14 protein-coding genes are annotated in these 18,867 nt (G+C 69.2%); 4 read left to right on the forward strand and 10 right to left on the reverse strand.

Annotated elements, in window-relative coordinates:
- Positions 1 to 198 precede the first annotated feature (198 nt).
- A complete protein-coding gene (locus V5F66_RS15280; RefSeq protein ID WP_394094172.1) occupies positions 199 to 1,704 on the reverse strand; it encodes a peroxidase family protein in 1,506 nt (501 codons plus the stop codon).
- Between the two features lie 362 nt (positions 1,705 to 2,066).
- Between V5F66_RS15280 and V5F66_RS15285 the strand changes: the two genes are divergently transcribed.
- From V5F66_RS15285 to V5F66_RS15295, 3 genes are all read left to right on the forward strand, one after another.
- Positions 2,067 to 3,203 carry a helix-turn-helix transcriptional regulator gene (locus V5F66_RS15285; protein WP_011996043.1) on the forward strand — a complete coding sequence of 379 codons (1,137 nt, stop codon included), beginning with the start codon at positions 2,067 to 2,069 and terminating at the stop codon, positions 3,201 to 3,203.
- A 192-nt stretch (positions 3,204 to 3,395) separates the two neighbouring features.
- Complete coding sequence (locus V5F66_RS15290) at positions 3,396 to 5,138, forward strand: di-heme-cytochrome C peroxidase (RefSeq protein ID WP_394094173.1); 1,743 nt, start codon at positions 3,396 to 3,398, stop codon at positions 5,136 to 5,138.
- Positions 5,122 to 6,405 carry a cytochrome P450 gene (locus V5F66_RS15295; RefSeq protein WP_393999672.1) on the forward strand — a complete coding sequence of 428 codons (1,284 nt, stop codon included), beginning with the start codon at positions 5,122 to 5,124 and terminating at the stop codon, positions 6,403 to 6,405. The genes V5F66_RS15290 and V5F66_RS15295 overlap by 17 nt, the downstream gene beginning before the upstream one ends.
- A gap of 77 nt (positions 6,406 to 6,482) precedes the next feature.
- Here V5F66_RS15295 and V5F66_RS15300 read toward each other — a convergent pair whose 3' ends face one another.
- The gene (locus V5F66_RS15300) at positions 6,483 to 7,814 is read right to left on the reverse strand and encodes a lytic murein transglycosylase (RefSeq protein WP_394094174.1); all 1,332 of its coding nucleotides are present in this window, start codon (positions 7,812 to 7,814) and stop codon (positions 6,483 to 6,485) included.
- Positions 7,815 to 8,216: 402 nt separating this feature from the next.
- Between V5F66_RS15300 and galU the strand changes: the two genes are divergently transcribed.
- The gene (gene galU / locus V5F66_RS15305) at positions 8,217 to 9,116 is read left to right on the forward strand and encodes a UTP--glucose-1-phosphate uridylyltransferase GalU (RefSeq protein ID WP_011996047.1); all 900 of its coding nucleotides are present in this window, start codon (positions 8,217 to 8,219) and stop codon (positions 9,114 to 9,116) included.
- A 49-nt stretch (positions 9,117 to 9,165) separates the two neighbouring features.
- Here galU and V5F66_RS15310 read toward each other — a convergent pair whose 3' ends face one another.
- From V5F66_RS15310 to V5F66_RS15345, 8 genes are all read right to left on the reverse strand, one after another.
- The gene (locus tag V5F66_RS15310) at positions 9,166 to 12,645 is read right to left on the reverse strand and encodes an indolepyruvate ferredoxin oxidoreductase family protein (protein ID WP_394094175.1); all 3,480 of its coding nucleotides are present in this window, start codon (positions 12,643 to 12,645) and stop codon (positions 9,166 to 9,168) included.
- Between the two features lie 209 nt (positions 12,646 to 12,854).
- Positions 12,855 to 13,883 carry a nickel/cobalt transporter gene (locus V5F66_RS15315; protein ID WP_011996049.1) on the reverse strand — a complete coding sequence of 343 codons (1,029 nt, stop codon included), beginning with the start codon at positions 13,881 to 13,883 and terminating at the stop codon, positions 12,855 to 12,857.
- A gap of 5 nt (positions 13,884 to 13,888) precedes the next feature.
- Complete coding sequence (locus V5F66_RS15320; protein WP_394008385.1) at positions 13,889 to 14,539, reverse strand: DUF1007 family protein; 651 nt, start codon at positions 14,537 to 14,539, stop codon at positions 13,889 to 13,891.
- A gap of 199 nt (positions 14,540 to 14,738) precedes the next feature.
- Positions 14,739 to 15,680 carry a prephenate/arogenate dehydrogenase family protein gene (locus V5F66_RS15325; RefSeq protein WP_394094176.1) on the reverse strand — a complete coding sequence of 314 codons (942 nt, stop codon included), beginning with the start codon at positions 15,678 to 15,680 and terminating at the stop codon, positions 14,739 to 14,741.
- Positions 15,677 to 16,855: a histidinol-phosphate transaminase gene (hisC, locus tag V5F66_RS15330; RefSeq protein WP_394052704.1), complete on the reverse strand. Its 1,179-nt coding sequence runs from the start codon at positions 16,853 to 16,855 to the stop codon at positions 15,677 to 15,679. The genes V5F66_RS15325 and hisC overlap by 4 nt, the downstream gene beginning before the upstream one ends.
- Before the next feature lie 159 nt (positions 16,856 to 17,014).
- Positions 17,015 to 17,860, reverse strand: a complete 846-nt coding sequence (locus V5F66_RS15335; RefSeq protein WP_011996053.1) for a chorismate mutase — start codon at positions 17,858 to 17,860, stop codon at positions 17,015 to 17,017.
- A 93-nt stretch (positions 17,861 to 17,953) separates the two neighbouring features.
- Positions 17,954 to 18,472 (reverse strand): hypothetical protein, encoded by a 519-nt coding sequence (locus tag V5F66_RS15340; RefSeq protein ID WP_011996054.1) that lies wholly within the window; start codon positions 18,470 to 18,472, stop codon positions 17,954 to 17,956.
- Between the two features lie 10 nt (positions 18,473 to 18,482).
- Positions 18,483 to 18,860, reverse strand: coding sequence for a VOC family protein (locus V5F66_RS15345; RefSeq protein ID WP_011996055.1), 378 nt, complete (start codon positions 18,858 to 18,860; stop codon positions 18,483 to 18,485).
- Positions 18,861 to 18,867 lie beyond the last annotated feature (7 nt).

An 18,867-nucleotide genomic window follows, 5' to 3' on the forward strand; every position in this document is an offset into this window, starting at 1 on the left:
TCCGTTAGGGCCGGGACGCCTTCTGCGCGCCGCCCTTATGATGCATTGCAACTTGGAGTAGGCCGGCGGCTGCTGGCTTCATGCTGCTGGCTTCATGCTGCTGGCTGAAAGGCTGGTTCTGGCGCGCGAGAAAAAGCCGGATCCGATGGGATCCGGCTCCGGACATGAGGGAGAGACGCGCGATGCGACGCTACGTGCTTAGCGGCCGTCTTCTTCCGCGGCGAGCAGGATCAGGTCGCTCAGGGAGAAGCGCGCGAAGTCCGGTAGGCTGCCTTGTGAGAGGATCGACGCGTCCGAATGGAGCGCGAGGGTCCACAGGGCCTCGGCCACGATCCGGCTGCCCACCGGGCCGAGATGCCGGCCGGCCGGTCCTTCGGGGTTGCCGGCCTCCGCCAGGATGTAGAACCACAAGGGCGTCGCCTCGCAGAACGGCAGGGCCGCGACGCGCTGGTGGTCCGGCAGGGCCGCGAGCAGGGTGTCGTCCTTCAGCGGCTTGAGGCCCAGGTGCCGCGCCAGCGCCTGGCCGGTCGGCAGGCCGAGACGGAAGCCGCGCAGCAGGTGGTGGGTGGCGACGGCCTGCGCACTCTCCGGCGCGCCGGAGATGACAGTGTCGAGCCGCCGCGCCCGCTGCGGCGCCTCGGCGGCGAACGGCAGGAAGCCCTCCCAGGAGATCACATGGTGTTCGGGCAGGGTCTCAGGCCGGTCCCGGCCACCGCCCAGCACGTTGCGCGTCACGAGCGCGCTGTGCTCCACGTTGCGGAAATTGAGGTTGTAGTCGTAGCTCGCGCGCCGCATGGAGGGGGCCAGCACCAGAGCTGCGGCGGACAATTCCACCGGCATGAACAGGGCGGCGGGGCGCTCCACCCGCCACAGGCGAGGGCCCTGCGCCATCACGTTTTCGAGAACGTCCGGTGCGCAGAGCTTGGGCAGCAGGTCGAACAGCACCATCCACTGGAAGCGGCGACGCAGCGCGCGCCGCGCCGCCTCGAACGACAGGCCGGAGCCGATGAGGGCGTTGTGGGCCTTGAGAAAGGCCACGTGCAGCTGGCCCAGGATGAGGTGCTCGTCGTTGCGGGCATCGCTCATGCGCGGGGCGCGGTCGCGGCCGGGCTCGGAACTGCGCGGATGGCGGGGCAGGTCGTTGGCCGTGCCGGTGCGCGGCGGGCGGCCATGGGGGCAGCCGTTCGGCTTGGGCGATACGGCGCCGACCAGCATGCGCCGCACCGCCTGCGGGTCGCGCGGGGCATCATAGATGCTGTCGAGGTCGAGCCCGCCCGAGCGCCGGTTGAGCAGGCCGGCGAGGGAGGGCAGCGGCGCGAAGACGTCCGGGCCGAGGCCCGGCGCGTCCGGCGTCCGCCGCTCCCAGACCAGATCGTTGCGCAGGAACTCGACCAGATAGGTATAGGCGGCGGGCAGGTCGCCATCGCCGGCCGACCGGACGCGCGGCGGCGGCGGGCTGTCCTGAAGCGTATCCTGGAGCTTATCCTGCGGCTCGGCCATGACCGCGGCGAGGCGCGCCAGGTCCTTCAGGGTGCGCGGCTCCGGCGTCAGGCGATGGGCCGGCCCGCACAGGGCGGGAAACATGAAGCCAAAGCCGTGATCAGCGGGGCGGGCGCCCGATTCCAGCGCCAGGGCGCGCACGCGCTCGCCGATCGCCTCGTGGCGCGCCGGGCGCGGATCCTGTCCCCCCGCACACATTTCCATGGACCTTCCAAATGTCATTCGGTTCTTCACGCTGTTCTTGTTGCCCTTGCCCTTCCCGCTTAGGGCAGCATGAAGCCGCAAGGGGCAGCATCCCGCGAATGGGGGATGACCCACCCATCGGCCGTCTTGCAGCCTGAGACGGTTGTGCAATGCTGCGATCAAGGAGCGTGACCGCTCCGGCGACTGCGGCATCGGGTGGCGTCTTGGATGCCACCGTTCGCCCTCTTCCTTGCCGGTCGGCAGGATCGAGGGTGCCAGCGCGCCACGGCTCTCGCGGGGATGAGCCACGGCGGTCCATCGGATCTGAGCGTGTCGTCCCACCGGCCCGGCCGGCCGCGGCGATGCGCGGAAATGGGACGGACATGGGCGATCTCGATCAATATTCCCGCCTCATCGGCGACGTGTACGAACTCAGCGGCGACCCCCAGCAGTGGGGCATCCTTCTGGAGGGCGTGACACGCTTCGTGGATGGCCGCGTCGGCCAACTGGCGGTGTTCAGCCTCAAGCAGCAGCGCAAGCCCACCTGGCGCGTGTGGGGCCACGACCCGCAGGACTACAAGACCTTCCTCTACCGCCACGCGACGGAAGACCCCCGCCTGTCGTACATCCTCTCCAATCCCGGCCGCATCATCTGCGGCGAGGACGGGGTGGACCCGGACCAGTTCCGCGCCTCCGCCATGTTCCGCGAGGTGGTGGAGCCCATGGATCTCGAGCATTCGCTGGTCTCCTACTTCGCGCAGGAGGCGGACGTGATGGCCACCGTGTGCGCCATGCGCGGGCGGGGGCAGGGGGCGTTCGGCGCCCCCGAGAAGCAGAAGCTGGGCCTGGTGGTGCCGCATCTGCGCCGGGCCTTTGAGCTCTATGCCCTGCTCGACGAGGCGAAGGCCAAGGTGGGCGACATCGCCGCCGCCCTCGATATCGTCGATGCCGGCATCTTCCTGGTGGATGCCGACATGCGCGTCGCCCACGTCAACGTGGCGGGCGACGCCATGGTGAAGGAGGGCGACATCGCCCTGCGCGGCGGCAAGCTCGCCTTCCGCGACGACCGCGCCTCGCGGCAGGTGGCGGCGGCGGTGGCGCTGGCGCTGGCCGCGGCCCGGGGCGAGGCCAGCCTCACCCATGCCGAGCACATGGAGGTGCCGCGCCCCAATTCCGACAGCGGCCCCTACCGGGTGTCGCTGCACCCGCTGCCGGCGGGCGACGGGAGCGTGAAGCTCGCCACCCGCTCGCAGATCGCGGTGGTGGTGCGGGCGCCGGGCCGCAGCGGCACCGACGTGGCGCGCCGGCTGCAGACCACCTTCCGCCTCACCCCGTCGGAGGCCGCGCTCGGCGCGGCGCTGGCGGTGGGCGCCTCGCTCGCCGACTTCGCCCAGCAGCGCAGCGTGGCCATGTCCACGGTCCGCAGCCAGCTGAAGGCGCTCTACGAGAAGACCGACACCAACCGCCAGGGCGAGCTGGTGGCCCGCCTGCGCGAGAGCCTCGACCTGTCGCTGGTGTGAGCCGGGGCAGGTGTGAGCTGTCGCGCGCCTGACATAAGGGCGCGCGAGGTTTTGGAGATCGGCTGCTGACGCCGGTCTCGATTGCGGACATCCTGCGCCGGCCGGGCCGAAGCTTCACGGGGGTGAAGCACCTGCTTCGGGCCGGCGCACGTGCGGGCGCGTTGCGACCCGTACCAGGCTTTGGGGGGGAAAATGCTGGGGCGAAAGGGTCTCTTCGTGCTCGCGGGCGTCGCGGGCTTTCTGGGCCTTGCGGCGGCCACCGACGCGATTATGTCGCGGCGGCAGGCGGTGGAGCAGGCCGGGCCGCCGAAGGTGCTCGACCAGGGCTGGTCGGACAGCCTGCGCGAGCAGTTCTACTATACCTCGCAGGGCTCGCAGTTGTTGCCCTATGCATTCCTGCGGGCGCTGGAGCAGCCGCTCTCCGACAAGCCCTTCCTGGACCCGGCGCACATCGCCGAGATGGGCTTCCTGCCGGCGGACGGGCCCTCGCAGCTTAATCCGGACGGCCTGCCCATCGGCTTCGTAAAGGACCCGCGGCCCGGCAACAGCACCATGGGCCCCAGCGTGGGCATGACCTGCGCCGCCTGCCATACCTCCGATATCGAGGCCAACGGCGTGCGCATCCGCATCGACGGCGGCGCCGCCCTGGCCGACTACCAGCTGTTCATGAAGCGGCTCAGCCGCGCCCTCGACAACACCTTGGCCGATCCCGCCAAATACCAGCGCTTCGCCGCGCGCCTCGTGGCCGCCGATCCCAAGCAGATCCGCCCGGCCCTGGAGGCCACCGCCGCCGAAATCCGCCGGCTGGAGGCCGCCTCCTGGACCCCGGTGCCCTACGGGCGCGGCCGGCTCGACGCGTTCGGCCACATCCTCAACGCGGTGGCCGCCGACGCTTTGGGCGAGCCCGCCAACTTTCGCATGCCGGACGCGCCGGTGAGCTATCCCTTCCTGTGGACCACTCCGGCCCAGCGCTACGTGCAGTGGAACGGTGTGGCCGGCAATCCGCTCGGGCGCAATCTGGGCGAAGTGCTGGGCGTGTTCGGCCACACCAGCTTCGCCAACGGCAATCCCGGCGCCTTCGCCTCCACCGCGCTGCCCGACAATCTGGTGGCGCTGGAAGCCTGGGTGGCGGACCTGAAGCCGCCGCCGTGGCCGGAAAAGGAGCTGGGCAAGGTGGACGCGGCCAAGGCGAAGCGCGGCGCAGAGCTGTTCAAGGCCCATTGCGCCGGCTGCCACGGCGGCCCCGAGTATCGCCTCACCCCCGCTTCCGAGAACGAGGGCGGGCGGCAGTGGCTGGCGGTCTCCATGGTGGACATCGCCAAGGTGAAGACCGATCCGAAGATGCTCAACAATTTCACCGGTCGCTTCGCCAAGCCCGGCGTGCTCGGCCCGCTCGTGGCCAACGCGCCGCACATGTCCGACGGCCAGGTGCCGGCCGGCGCCGTGCTGCTGGCGGCGGTGACCGTCATCACCGAGAACAGCCTGCGCGCCCAGGGCATCACCGGCGATGCGCGCAAGCAATGGTACGGCTGGCGCTTCGCCCCCGGCAGCACCACCCCCCAGTCCGGCTGGCTGGCGCCGGCGAGCTACAAGGCCGGCCCGCTGGCCGGGGTGTGGGCGACGGGGCCATTCCTGCACAACGGCTCGGTGCCTACCGTCTACGACCTGCTCTCGCCCGAGGACGAGCGGCCCGCCCGCTTCTACGTGGGCTCGCGGCAGCTCGACACGGAAAAGCTCGGCTTCGTCTCCTCGCCCGATTCCCTGCCCGAGAAGGAGCGCGAGGGGCTGTTCCTGTTCGACACCACCCTCGCCGGCAATTCCAACCGGGGCCACGCCTTCCCCGACCCCTCGGTGGCGAAGCTCTCGCCGGACGATCGCTACGCCATCATCGAATATCTCAAGATCCTGGAGGGGCCGGATGTCCGCCGCCACTGAGGGGCCCGCCACGGGCTGCAACGGGACGGCCTCGCCGACGCCCCTGCTCGACCGCCTCGCAGCGCTGCGGCCGGCCGAGCGCTGGCCGCTCGCCCGCGACTTCATCGCCAATGAGGCGCGCGCCTTCTTCGCCGAGCTGCGCGCCTACGCCCCTATCTATGAGACCAGCGAGGTGACGCTCATCGCCAAGCGCGCCGACGTGATCGAGGTGCTCTCGCTCCCCAAGGTGTTCACGGTGGATCTCTACAAGCCCAAGATGGGCGACTTCATGCTGGCCATGGACGAGACCATCGTGAATTACCGCGACAAGTCGGTGATGCGCGCCATCCTCGCCTGGGATGACCTGCCCAAGATCCGCGCCGTCGCGGCCGAGGTGGCCGACGCGGCGCTGGATGCGGCCGGCTGTGAGATCGAGGCGGTGCAGCAGCTCGCCCGCCACGTGCCCATGCGCATCGTGCAGCGCTGCTTCGGCATCCACGGGCCGGACCAGGACCTCTTGGATTGGTCCTATGCCAACCAGATGGACCAGTTCAACAATCTGCCCTACGACGATCGCCCCGACGCCGACGCCATCCACCAGGCGGCGGAAGACTCGCGGGTGAAGCTGCGCAATCTGTTCGCCCAGTTGATCCCGGCGCGCATCGCCGAGATCAAGGCCGGCACCGCCCCCGACGACAGCCTGACCCGCATCCTGAGCCTGAACCTGCCGGCGGCCGACCATTTCGGCATGGACCGGGTGGTGATCAATGTCGGCGGCCTGCTCATCGGCGCCATCGAGACCACGGCGGAAGCGGTCATCAACGCCCTCGCTGAGCTGTTCGCCCGGCCTGAGGCGCTGGCCGGCGCGCGGGCGGCGGCGGAGGCGGGGGATGACGCCGCCTTCGATGGCTATGTGTGGGAGGCGCTCCGCTTCTCGCCCATCGTCGCCTTCATGTTCCGGGAGGCGGCCTCCACCATCACCATCGCCCAGGGCACCGACCGGGAGAAGGTGATCGGCACCGGCACGGTGGTGCTGCCGCTGAGCCTGTCCGCCATGTTCGATCCGGATTTCGTGCCGGACCCGGAGGCGTTCCGGCCCGACCGGCCGTTCCACACCTACCTGCACTTCGGCTACGGCCACCACGAGTGCCTCGGCCGCTATGTGGGCGGCGTGATGATCCCGGAGATCGTCAAACGGGTGCTGAAGCGCCCCGCTGCCCGCCCGCTGGCGCCGGTGGACATGGCCGGCACCCCGTTCCCCCAGAGCTACCGCATCGGGTTGGAGTGAGGGCGGTCTGCACGTGACCTGAAGAAAAACCCGCCGGCTCGCACCGGCGGGTTTTTCTTTAGGGGAGCGGGAGCCGGTCAGCGCCGCATCTGCTGGAGCAGTTGCAGGTCGGGATAGCCGTCGGGCAGAGCGCCCGAGCGCACCTGGTAGTCCTGGATGGCGACGCGGGTCTTCTGGCCGAGGATGCCGTCCACGTTGCCGATGTCGTAGCCCATCTGCGCGAGGCGGGACTGGATCTCCTGCCGCTCGGCCTTGGAGAGGCCGCGCTCTTCCTTCGGCCAGGACTGGACGAAGGTGCCGCCGCCCCGCAGCCGGTCCGCCAGGTGCCCGATGGCGAGGGCGTAGGCGTCGGCGGGGTTGTACTTCAGGATGGCGTCGAAATTCTTCATCATCAGGAACGCCGGGCCATTGGCCCCGGCGGGCAGCAGCAGGTAGGCGGTGTCGGAGGCGCGGGGGAAGGCGACACCGCTGGGCCGGCGCAGGCCCATGCTGTTCCACTCGCCCAGCGTGCGCTTGATGGTGCGGTTGGCGTTGCGGTAGTCGAAGCCCTGCGGCAGCACCACCTCATAGCCCCAGGCCTTGCCGAACTCCCAGCCGTCCAGCTTCAGGTTGTTGGCGGTGGAGGCGATGATGTCCGGGATGGAATCCACCACGTTGCGCTTGCCGTCGCCGTCGAAGTCCACGGCGAAGCGCTGGAACGAGGTGGGCATGAACTGGGTGGGGCCGAACGCGCCGGCCCACGAGCCCTTCATGTGGTCATAGGGCACGTCGCCCTTCTCCAGGATCTGGAGGGTGGCGATGAATTCGTCGCGGAAATAGTCCTGCCGCCGGCCGATACAGGCGAGCGTCGCGGTGGATTCCAGCACGTTGCGCCGGCCGATGCCGTCGGGGTCGCCATAGGTGGATTCGATGCCCCAGATGGCCGTCACCGCATAGCGGTCCACGCCATAGGCCTTTTCCATCCTGTCGAAGATGGGCTTGTAGCGCTCCAGGATTTCCCGGCCCTTCTTCACGCGCGTCTCGGTGACGAGCATGTTCACATAGGCGCCGATGGGCTTGGAGAATTCCGGCTGGCTGTCCATGAACTCCATGATTTTCATCTGGGGTTCGAGGTTGGCCGTGTAGCGCTCGAAGGTGCGCCGCGACACGCCCTTGGACTGGGCCAGCGGCCACAGATTGGCGATGCAGGCGGGGAAGTTGGCCTGGGCCTCCGCCAGCGCCTGGGGCGTCATCAGCGGGTGGCCGCCGTTCGCCTGCGCCGCCTGGGGCTGGCCCAGCGGCGGGAAGCCGAAGATGGAGCCCGTGGTCTGGGCCTGCGCCCGTGCCGGCGTGATCAGCCCCGCCGCCGCGAGCGCGAGCCCGGCGACGAAGGTGCCCTTGAGGGCACGCATGCAGGTCGTTTGAGCCATTGCCAAGCTGTCCTCCCCGGCGCGCGTCCTTCTGCCGCCGCCTCGCCTCACCGATAGGCCTCTACTGGGCGGCAATATGGTTGCGTCGCGGTTAATGGATGGCAAGTTTCCCGTGGACGCCGCCGGGCGGTACGCCGCGACCGGGGCCGGCGCTGCTGCGCCATTGTTGCGGCCGGGTTACCATGGCCGAATATATTTGATGCAGCGCAGCGTGGTCGAGTTGCAATGCAGCGCAGCCTGTGACGGTGTGCTAGAGCAAACGCTGTCCGGCATGCATCGCAAGCCGGCTCACCCGCGTTCTCTATTCTGGGGGAGAGGCGGCTCCGATCCGGTCGGTGGGGCCCACCTGATCGGAACCGGCTCTGCAATACCCGACGGCCTGGCAAAGAAGGGGCAGAATTGATGCGTCAACCCATTCGTAAGGCGATCCTTCCTGTCGCGGGTCTCGGCACCCGCTTCCTACCGGCCACCAAGGCGGTGCCGAAGGAAATGCTCACCGTCGTGGACCGCCCGGTGGTCCAGCACGTGGTGGACGAGGCGCGTGCCGCCGGCATCGAGCACATCGTGTTCGTCACCGGCCGCAACAAGGCGGTGATCGAGGATCATTTCGACCGGCAGTTCGAGCTGGAGCGCACCCTCGAGGAGCGCGGCAAGACCAAGGAACTGGCGCAGCTCGACCGCGACACGCCGAAGCCCGGCACCACCTCCTTCACCCGCCAGCAGCTGCCGCTGGGCCTCGGCCATGCGGTGTGGTGCGCGCGCGAGATCATCGGCGATGAGCCCTTCGCGCTGCTGCTGCCCGACATGCTGCACATGCCCAAGGCAGGTAATGGCAACGGCCAGGGCTGCCTTGCCTCCATGGTGGAAGCCTATAACGAGACCGGCGGCAACCTGGTCGCGGTCTACGAGGTTCCGGACGACCAGACCCACCAGTACGGCATCGTCGGCGTGGGCGAGGAGAAGGCCAAGGGCGCCAAGGCCATCACCCAGATGGTGGAGAAGCCCAAGGCCGGCACCGCTCCGAGCAACCTTGCCATTTCCGGCCGCTATATCCTCCAGCCGGCCATTTTCGACCTGCTGGCCAAGCAGGAGCGCGGCGCCGGCAACGAGATCCAGCTCACCGATTCCATGCTGAAGCTGAAGGAGACCGACCCGTTTTTCGCGGTGCGCTTCGACGGCAGCATCTATGATTGCGGCTCGAAGATCGGCTTCCTTATGGCCAACGTTGCCTATGCCCTGTCCCGCCCGGACATCGAGGGCGAGTTCCGCGCCGAGCTGAACGCGATGCTTGCGGGCAACTGAGCCCTGATACTTCAGGGGCCGGCGGCGTCCGGCCCCTGAAACGCCTTGCCTATTCCGCCGCCACGGCGGGCGCTTGCGGCGGGGCGCGGAAGCGGGCGAGAAGCTCGGCTTCCTCCGCCTGCACCGCCGCCAGATGCCGCGCCTTCACATGACCGAAGCCTCGGATCTTCTCCGGCAGCGCCGCGATGGCCACCGCAACGGCATGGCTCGCGCCATCGAGGCCGGCGATCAGTTCCTCCACCGTCTTCTCATAGGCGCCGATGAGCGCGCGCTCGGTGCGCCGCTCGGCGGTGTAGCCGAACGGGTCGAACACCGTGCCGCGCAGCCCCTTCAGCTTCGCCAGCAGGCCGAACGCCCGCATCATCCAGGGGCCCAGCGTCATCTTGCGCGGCTCGCCGGTGATGGGGTCGTGCCGGGCCAGCAGCGGCGGCGCGAGGTGGAATTCGAAGGTGAGGTCCCCGTCGAAGGCGGCCGCCGCCTGGGCGCGGAAGGCGCCGTCGGCATAGAGCCGGGAGACCTCGTATTCGTCCTTGTAGGCCATGAGCTTGAACAGGCTTTTTGCCACCGCCTCGGTCAGTCCGCCCCGCCCCGGGGCCTTCTGCGCCTCGGCGGCCCGCACCTTCTCCACCAGCCGGGCATAGCGCTGCCCGTAGGCGGCGTCCTGATAGGCCGTCAGCTCGGCGACGCGGCGGGCGATCACCTCGTCGAGGCTTGCCGAGAGGCGGCGGGCGTCGCTGGCGATCTCGCCCTTCGGGGTCGCCACCTTTTCCACCGCCGCCGGATCATGGGCGGCGCGGCGGCCCCACAGGAAGGCGGTCTTGTTCATGACCACCGCCTCGCCGTTCAGCTCGATGGCCCGCTCAATGGCCTCCGCCGACAGGGGCAGGGCGCCGAACTGGTAGGCGTAGCCCACCATGAAGATGTTCTGCGCCAAGGCATTGCCGAACAGGGCCTGGGCCAGGCGGCTGGCTTCGATGAAATGGGTCATCTCGCTGCCGGCGAGATCGCGGATGGTGCGCTTGATGCGCTCGGTGGGGAGCGAATAATCGGCGTTCCGGGTGAAATCGCCGGGCAGCACCTCATGGGTGTTCACCACCACGATGGTCTTGCCGGGCTTCACCGCCGCCAGCACCTTCTTGGTGCCCGCCACCACCAGGTCGCCGCCCAGCACCACGTCCGCCCCGCGCGCCGGCACGCGGATGGCGGTGATGTCGGCCGGGTCGTTGGCAAGGCGGATGTGGCTGTAGACCGCGCCACCCTTCTGCGCGAGGCCGGCCATGTCGATCATGCCGCAGGCCTTGCCTTCCAGATGCGCCGCCATGCCGAGGATGGCGCCGATGGTGACCACGCCGGTGCCGCCGACGCCGGTGGCGATGATGCCGTAGGTGCCATGGATCTCAGGATGGGCCGGTTCCGGCAGCGCCGGCCAGTCGCCTTCCGCGCCTGCGGCGCCCGCCACCTTCTTGGGCTTGGCGCCCTTCACGGTGACGAAGGACGGGCAGAAGCCGTTCACGCAGGAGAAGTCCTTGTTGCAGGACGACTGGTCGATCTCCCGCTTGCGGCCCCATTCGGTCTCCAGCGGCTGCACCGAGACGCAGTTGGACTTCACGCCGCAATCGCCGCAGCCCTCGCACACCCGTTCATTGATGAGCACCCGCTTGTCCGGGTCCGGATACTGGCCGCGCTTCCTGCGGCGGCGCTTCTCGGAGGCGCAGGTCTGGTCGTAGATCAGCACGGTGACGCCGGGGATCTCCGCCAGCTCCCGCTGCACGCTCTCCAGCTCGTCCCGGTGGTGGATGGTGAGGCCGGTGGGCCAGTGGGTATTGGGCGGATATTTGTCCGGCTCGTCGGTGACGACCACCACCCGCTCGACGCCCTCCGCCGCCACCTGCCGGGCGATGACCGGCACGGTGAGGTCGCCGTCGTGCTTCTGGCCGCCGGTCATGGCCACCGCGTCGTTGAACAGGATCTTGTAGGTGACGTTCACCTTGGCGGCGCAGGCGGCGCGCAGGGCGAGATAACCCGAATGGTTGTAGGTGCCGTCGCCGAGATTCTGGAACACGTGGGGGCGCTTGGAGAAGGAGGATTCGCCGATCCAGTTGGCGCCCTCGCCACCCATCTGGGTGAAGCCGGTGGTCTCCCGGTCCATCCACTGCACCATGTAGTGGCAGCCGATGCCGGCATAGGCACGCATGCCCTCCGGCACCTTGGTGGAGGAATTGTGCGGGCAGCCCGAGCAGAAATAGGGGATGCGGGTGGCCACGTCCGAGGTGGCGGCCAGCACCCGCTGGGCCTCCTCCAGCTCGGCGACGCGCTCCGCGATGTCCGGGATGTTGCCATAGGCGAGCAGCCGGCGGCCGAGCTGGATGGCGATGTCGTTGGGGTCCAGCGATCCCTTCACCGGGAACAGCCAGCGGCCCTCTTCATCTTTCTTGCCGATGCAGACCGGCTGGTTGGCGGTGCCGTACAGCTCCTCGCGCACCTGCACCTCGATGAGGGAGCGCTTTTCCTCCACCACCATGATGAGGTCGAGGCCGCGGGCGAACTCCTTCAGTCCCTCCGTCTCCAGTGGCCAGGGGCAGGCCACCTTCCAGATGCGCAGGCCGAGATCGTTGGCGCGGACCTCGTCGATGCCCAGTTCGTCCAGGGCGAGGCGCACGTCCAGGTAGGACTTGCCCACGGTGGCGATGCCGATGCGCGGGCGCGATCCGCCCGAGGTGATGAAACGATTGAGCCGGTTGGCGCGCAGGAAGTGCAGCACCGCATCGCGCTTGAATTCCTGAAGCCGCTCCTCCTGCGCCAGCGGAGTGTCGCCGAGGCGGATGTTGAGCCCGCCGGGGGGCATGGCGAAGCCCAGCGCCGGCTCGATGCGCACCCGCTCCAGCCGCCCGTCCACGATCCCGGTGGATTCAATCGTGTCCTTCACCGCCTTCAGGCCCACCCAGGCGCCGGAGAAGCGCGACAGGGCCCAGCCGTAGAGGCCGTAGTCGATGATCTCCTGCACCCCGGCCGGGTTGAGCACCGGGATCATCACGTCGACGAAATGGAATTCGCTCTGGTGGGCGGTGGTGGAGCTTTCGCAGGTGTGGTCGTCGCCCATGAGGGCGAGCACGCCGCCATGACGGGAGGTGCCCGCATTGTTCGCATGGCGGAACACGTCGCCGGAGCGGTCGACCCCCGGCCCCTTGCCGTACCAGAGGCCGAACACGCCATCGAACCTGCCCTCGCCCCGCAGCTCGGCCTGCTGGGAGCCCCACAGGGCGGTGGCGGCTAGATCCTCGTTGAGGCCGGACTGGAACTTGATGTCGTTGGCCTTGAGGATCTTTTCGGCACGCAGGAACTGCTGGTCGAGCCCGCCGAGCGGCGAGCCGCGATAGCCGGTGACATAGCCGGCGGTATTGAGGCCGGCGCGGCGGTCGCGCTCCTTCTGCATCAGGGCGAGGCGCACCAGCGCCTGCGTCCCCGAGACGAAGACGCGGTCCTGGGTGAGGTCGTATTTGTCGTCGAGCGAGACGGGCGTCAGGGCCATGGGCGCCTCCAGGCGGGCGCGGCGCGGACGGGGTCAAACCGTCGCAGCCGTTCAACCTTAGGCTGGCATGGAGTGTCGCACCCGGCAATTTCGTTGTTCTAAGTCAAAGCGCAACGAAATTGCTCAAAAGCTGGGCGTGACGCATTTTGGCGCATTGCGGCATCTGCGCAGCGGCAGTGCAGCATGAGTCTCAGGCTGGAATGGGGACTTCAGCCCGGCAGCAGCCGCTCGCTCTGGAGATAGCCGGTGAGCAGGGCGAAGCCGAAGGCCATCACCAGGATGGCGGCCCCCAGTTCCACGCCGAGGCGCAGCAGCACTGCCCGCCGGTCGTCGCGGCCCGCGAGCCGCACTGCGAGGCGCTTGCCATAGACCGCGATGGCGGCGATGGCCGTCACCATCAGCGCGGTGCCGAGGCCCATGGCGAAGGCGGAGGCGACGCCGCTCATGAATACGCCCTGCGCGAGGGCGAAGGTGAGTACGAGGATGGCCCCCGAGCACGGCCGTGCGCCGGCGGAGACCACAGCCACCGCCGCCCGCTTCCAGCCACCCTTGCCCTCCAGCAGGGCGGGATCGGGGGCGTGGATATCGCCGCAGTCGCAATCGGCGCCGTGGACATGGGCGCTCTCGCCCCGCGCCGCAGCAACCAGCGCGCGGCCCTTCACGATCGCGAGATAGAGGCCGAACACGCCGATGCCGCCATAGGCCACGATCTCCACCCAGTTCATGGCCTGCGCCATGGACACGGCGGTGGCGTTCAGCGCCAGCGCCAGAATGCCCACGAAGACGATGGCCACGATGGCCTGCACCATGCCCGAGGCCAGCGCCAGCACCGCGCCGCGCCGGAGCGTGCCGCCATCGGCCAGAAGATAGGAAGAGATCACCGCCTTGCCGTGGCCGGGGCCGGCGGCATGGAACACCCCATAAGCAAAGGAGAGGCCGGCAAGGAGGAAGGTGGCGTTGCCGTCCTGCTTGCTGGCGCGCACCGCCTGCACCAGCGCGCGGTAGAATTCCGCCTGCTTGGCGAGGACGAAGCCGGCGATGCCTGTGGGCTGGGGCCCGCCGCCGAGACCGAAGGGCGTCGCCTTGGGGGCCGGGCCGAAGCCCTGCGCGAAGGCGAGGTCCGGATACAGCACCAGCGCCGCCAGCAGGGCGAAGGCGAGGGCGGCGGTCAGCCCCAGCAGCAGCACGGCGAGCCAGCGCAGGGGCCGCCCGGCCCCGGCCGGCGCTTTCACGGTCATCTGGCTCACGGGCATTTCACCGTGATCTTGTCGGCGAACTGGGCGCCATAGGTGCTGGCCGAGGTGAGGTTCGAGAAGAAGGCTTCGTTCAGCGTCCCGCTCGCCGGCGGCTCCGGGGAGATCACCTCCTGGGTGCAGCCGCCCGGGGCGGAAATGAGCTTCACCGGATCCTTCTCGTTGAAGGAGAAGGAGACGAAGGCGGTGGGATCGTAGATCTCGAGGGAGGTGGTCCCCTTCGCCGCTACCGGCTTGTCCAGCGGCAGGGTGAAGTGCAGGGTGAGCAGCTCGTTCTCATAGGTGAGGAAATAGTCGACGGGGTCCTTGAAGGCGAGCTTGGTGGTCGCCGTCTTGCCCACCACGAAGTAGTTGTATTCCTTCAGGGACGTGACGTTCACCTCGGCGAGGGGCTTCAGCACATCGTCGCCATAGCTGCCGTCCTTCTGCTTCTCCATGCCCTGCAGGGCAAAGGCAGAGAAGGCATCGTCGAAGGTCCAGATCTGCTTCACCCCGGTGAGGCGGCCGCTGGCATCATAGACCAGCTCGCTCTTCATGGTGACCCACACATGGGGGTGCGCCTGCGCCGGGCGCGGCGCCAGGGTGGCGAACAGGAGCGCGGTCACAAGGCTCAGGGCGACCGTCACGGTGCGCGGCGTCATCGGCAATCGTCCTCGTTCACCCGCCCGTGGATGCGGCCGCTGCGAAGGCAGTCCCGAATCCGGGCAGGGTCTCACCTTGCCCCGGACTTCGGCGGAAGCGTGGCACGCCCCAGTGGCACAGTTTCTTGCCGGTGGCGTGACAGGGGCAGCTGCCGCAACGTCGGTGGCGCGGTTATCCCCTTGCCCGGCCTCTGCCGCGTCAGCTCTGCTCGTGCTTGGGCTTTTCCGCGGCGCGGCGGCCGAAATCGGGAGCGGCCGTCTCCTGGCCCTGCTCGATGATGGAGCGGCGGATGGCCCTGGTGCGGGTGAAATGCTCGAACAAAGCGTCGCCGTCGCCATAGCGGATGGCGCGCTGGAGGGCGGTGAGATCCTCCGTGAAGCGGCCGAGCATCTCCAGGACCGCCTCGCGGTTGGAGAGGAACACGTCGCGCCACATGGTGGGGTCGGACGAGGCGATGCGGGTGAAGTCGCGGAAGCCGCCGGCCGAGAACTTGATCACCTCGGAGGTGAGTGTCTCCTCCAGCTCGGCCGCCGTGCCCACGATGTTGTAGGCTATGAGGTGCGGCACATGGCTGGTGATGGCGAGCACCAGGTCATGGTGCTGGGCGCTCATGGTCTCCACGTTCGCCCCCGCGGCCCGCCACAGGGCGACGACGCGGTCCACCGCGGCGGGATCGGCCCCCTCCGGCGGGGTGACGATGCACCAGCGGTTCTCGAACAGGGTGGCAAAGCCGGCGTCGGGGCCGGAAAACTCCGTGCCCGCCACGGGATGGGCCGGCACCAGATGGGCATGGGCCGGCACGAAGGGGGCCATGGCCTCCAACACCGAAGCCTTCACCGAGCCCACGTCCGAGAGGATGGCGCCGGGCTTCAGATGCGGCCCCACCTCGGCCGCCACCGCGCCGGAGGCGCCCACGGGCACGCAGGCGATGACGATGTCGGCGTCCCTGGCGGCCTCGGCGGCGCTCTGGGTCACCTCGTTGGCAAAGCCCAGCTCGCGCACACGGGCGCAGACGGCGGCGTCGGCGTCGGCCACCACGATGGTGCCGGCGAGATGCTTCTCCCGTGCCGCGCGGGCCAGCGACGAGCCGATGAGCCCCGCCCCGATGATGGCGAGGCGGGGAACGAGCGGGCGGATCACTTGTCCTTGCCCCCGGCTTCCTGCCCCGCCGAGCTGTTGCCCGACATGAAGTCCGCGAGGGCGGCCACCACCAGGTGGTTGGCTTCCTCCGTGCCCACCGTCATGCGCAGGGCCTGCGGCAGGCCGTAGGATGCCACCTGCCGCAGCACAAGGCCCCGCTTCATCAGGAAGGCATCCGCCTCCTTCGCCGTGCGGCCGGGGGTGTCGGGGAAGTGGATGAGCAGGAAGTTGGCGACCGAGGGCGTGACCTTGAGGCCGAGCCCCTCGATCTGCTCCGTCAGCCACGGCAGCCAGCGCGCGTTGTGCGCCACCGCCTTTTCCACATGGGCGGCATCCGCGATGGCGGCGGCGCCGGCGAGCAGGGCCGGGGTGTTCATGTTGAACGGGCCGCGCACCCGGTTCATGGCGTCGATCACATGGGCCGGGCCCACCGCCCAGCCGATACGCAGGGCGGCAAGGCCGTGGATCTTGGAGAAGGTCCGGCTCATCAGCACATTGTCGGCGGTGAGTGCCAGTTCCAGCCCGGTCTCGTAATCGTTGCGGCGGACATATTCCGCATAGGCCGCGTCCAGCACCAGCAGCACGTTGGCGGGCAGGCCGGCATGCAGGCGGCGCACCTCGTCGAACGGAAGGTAGGTGCCGGTGGGATTATTCGGATTCGCAAGGAAGACGAGCCGTGTCCGCGGCGTCACCAGCGCGAGGATGGCGTCCACGTCGGCGGTCAGGTCGCGTTCCCTGGCCACCACCGGGGTGCCGCCGGAGGCCAGCGTCGCGATCTTGTAGACGAGGAAGCCGTGCTCGCTGAAGATCACCTCGTCGCCCGGTCCCACATAGGTGTGGGCCACGAGGTTCAGGATCTCGTCCGAGCCGGCGCCGCAGATGATGCGCGCGGGATCGAGACCATAGGCCGTGGCGATGGCCTGCCGCAGCACGGTGGCGGAGCCGTCGGGATAGTCCTCCAGCTTGCGGCCGGCCTCGGCGAAGGCGGCCACCGCCTTCTCGCTCGGGCCGAGCGGGGTCTCGTTGGAGGAGAGCTTGAAGACCTTCTCCACCCCGGGGGCGTGGCTCTTGCCGGGCACATAGGCCTCGATGGCGAGCACACCGGGCCGCGGCTCGGGTCGCGTGGACTCGGGGCGGCCGGGAGCGGGGATCGGGTCTTTCAGCACGGCGGACATCTCAACATACTCCAGAACCTGACGGATCGGGCCGCCCGGCGGCCCTTGGCTTTCAGCCCTTAGGTCTTAAGCCCGCGCGGCACCTGAGCGAGCCCACTAAGCCCGCGCGGCGCCTGAGCGGGCTTAACCGACACCGGTCGAAGACCGGGGTCGACGGCACTAAGTCTCCGCCCCCACCTTGTGGATGGCGGCATGGCTGCCCACCTCGGCGACCGCGCGGACGCCGGCGCCGGCCTCGGTGAGGGCTGCGATCACCTCGTCCACCGCATGGCCGGGGGGCAGGGAGGCGAGGAGTGCCGCGCCGTCGAGGGCGTCATCGGGCGCCACCACCACCTCGGCGAAGGCGGGTATGCCACGGCCCGCCGCCGCGCTCCATCCCGTGACGCGCAGCGAATAGACGCGGACCTCGCGCACGGCGGCATCGTCGATGGGGTGGGAGACCACGAACACCGGCAGCCCGGCGGGATGGTCCGCCCGCTCCACGAACGGCAGGCGGGCGATGATCTTGGGAGCGCCCTCGGCCTCCAGCGCGGTCCACCACGGGTCGCCGGAGCCGGGGGCGACGGCGGCGATGAGGCCGAGGTCACCCTTGGAGCCCTTCACCGCATCGATCACTCCCCGCGCGCCCATGTGGGGCACGAACGGAACGGTGAAGCCGAAATGGAAGCGCGCGCTGTCGCGCATGGCCGGCTCGCCCACCGCAAGGTCGGCATGGACCGAATAAGGCGCCTGCACATAGGTGAAGGTGGCGATGATGACGCGCCAGATGCTCTCCACCGTGTCGAGGGGCAGGAGGCCGTCGTGGCGCTCCACCAGCCGGCGCATCATGTCGGCCTCGCGGGCCGGGCGGAAGGCGGAGCCGCTTTCCGCGCCCGCGGTGCGCTTCACCTGCACCAGGCGGTCGATGATCGCGCTGCGCTCCATGAGGAGGCGGTGCATGGCCTCGTCGATGCGGTCGATCTCGGAGCGCAGGTCGGCGAGCGAAAGCGGGGTCTGAGTTTGCATCTTGGCGTTCGCGCGGCTGGGAGGGGGAGCCTTAGCCGGAACGGGGCGCGGAATCAAAGGATTGTTGGCCGGCCGCCCCGCCGGTGCGCCGCTTCATGCCGCCGGGGGTGGCAGTTCGGGCTGGGGTGGCGGGGGCGGAAGCCGTCCCGCGCGCTCGGCCGGCGACCGCAGGATCGGCTTGAAGAAACCGGCGGTGGAGCCGGCCACCAGCCAGTAGGCAAGCCCCGCAGCAAGGCCGGCGGCCACGATGTAGAACGGGTCGGCGACGACGCTCGCGTCCGGCGGCGGCGCGAACAGCTGGGCGCCGATCCAGGCGGAGACGACGCCATTGGCTACATGGAAGATCCACGAGCGCACCGCGAACGCCTCGGAGAACAGGATCCCCACCGCCGCCACCAGCCACATGAGGGAGAGCAGCATCATCAGGAAGGCGACGGACGAGATGACGGCGATGACCAGGCCAAGGGCGGCCTCGCCCGGCTGGGTCGTGTCGAACAGGGTTCCGATCCGCCATTCGCCCACCACGATGACAGCGGCGGCCGCCACCACGGCGGCGAAATAGCCGAGGGGGACCAGGACGAAGCGCAGCAGCAGGCGGGCGAGATTGTCCATTCAGGTTCCGTCATTCCGCAAGGTGGCAGACGGCTTCGACGTTGAGGCCGTCGGGATCGAAGACGAAGGCGCCGTAATAATGCGGGTGATAGTGGGGCCGCAGCCCCGGCGCGCCATTGTCGCGCCCGCCGGCGGCCAGCGCCGCCGCGTAAAAGGCATCCACCGCCGCCCGGCTGGTGGCGGAAAACGCCACGTGCAGATGCCCGGTGGCGGTGGGGGCGTCGCCGATCCAGAATTCCGGCTTGCCGGCGCCGAAGCCGATGTAGCGATGCCCGCCGGGCGGGTTCGACTCCATGACGATGCCGTAGCCGAGCGGCGCGAGGGCGGCGAGGTAGAAGGCGCGCGAGCGCTCCACATCGCGCACGGAAACGCCCATATGGTCCAGCATGGTGGCC

Origin of the sequence: Xanthobacter versatilis (genome assembly GCF_043193975.1) — a bacterium.
Taxonomy (GTDB): Bacteria; Pseudomonadota; Alphaproteobacteria; order Rhizobiales; family Xanthobacteraceae; genus Xanthobacter; species Xanthobacter autotrophicus_E.

Excerpts from the sequence above, each read along its gene's own strand:
- galU (WP_011996047.1), top strand. The coding sequence starts at position 8,217 with ATGCGTCAACCCATTCGTAAGGCGATCCTTCCTGTCGCGGGTCTCGGC.
- V5F66_RS15310 (WP_394094175.1), bottom strand. The coding sequence starts at position 12,645 with ATGGCCCTGACGCCCGTCTCGCTCGACGACAAATACGACCTCACCCAG.
- V5F66_RS15295 (WP_393999672.1), top strand. The coding sequence starts at position 5,122 with ATGTCCGCCGCCACTGAGGGGCCCGCCACGGGCTGCAACGGGACGGCC.
- V5F66_RS15320 (WP_394008385.1), bottom strand. The coding sequence starts at position 14,539 with ATGACGCCGCGCACCGTGACGGTCGCCCTGAGCCTTGTGACCGCGCTC.
- V5F66_RS15285 (WP_011996043.1), top strand. The coding sequence starts at position 2,067 with ATGGGCGATCTCGATCAATATTCCCGCCTCATCGGCGACGTGTACGAA.
- V5F66_RS15290 (WP_394094173.1), top strand. The coding sequence starts at position 3,396 with ATGCTGGGGCGAAAGGGTCTCTTCGTGCTCGCGGGCGTCGCGGGCTTT.
- V5F66_RS15340 (WP_011996054.1), bottom strand. The coding sequence starts at position 18,472 with ATGGACAATCTCGCCCGCCTGCTGCTGCGCTTCGTCCTGGTCCCCCTC.
- V5F66_RS15335 (WP_011996053.1), bottom strand. The coding sequence starts at position 17,860 with ATGCAAACTCAGACCCCGCTTTCGCTCGCCGACCTGCGCTCCGAGATC.
- hisC (WP_394052704.1), bottom strand. The coding sequence starts at position 16,855 with ATGTCCGCCGTGCTGAAAGACCCGATCCCCGCTCCCGGCCGCCCCGAG.
- V5F66_RS15315 (WP_011996049.1), bottom strand. The coding sequence starts at position 13,883 with ATGACCGTGAAAGCGCCGGCCGGGGCCGGGCGGCCCCTGCGCTGGCTC.
- V5F66_RS15345 (WP_011996055.1), bottom strand. The coding sequence starts at position 18,860 with ATGCTGGACCATATGGGCGTTTCCGTGCGCGATGTGGAGCGCTCGCGC.
- V5F66_RS15280 (WP_394094172.1), bottom strand. The coding sequence starts at position 1,704 with ATGGAAATGTGTGCGGGGGGACAGGATCCGCGCCCGGCGCGCCACGAG.
- V5F66_RS15300 (WP_394094174.1), bottom strand. The coding sequence starts at position 7,814 with ATGGCTCAAACGACCTGCATGCGTGCCCTCAAGGGCACCTTCGTCGCC.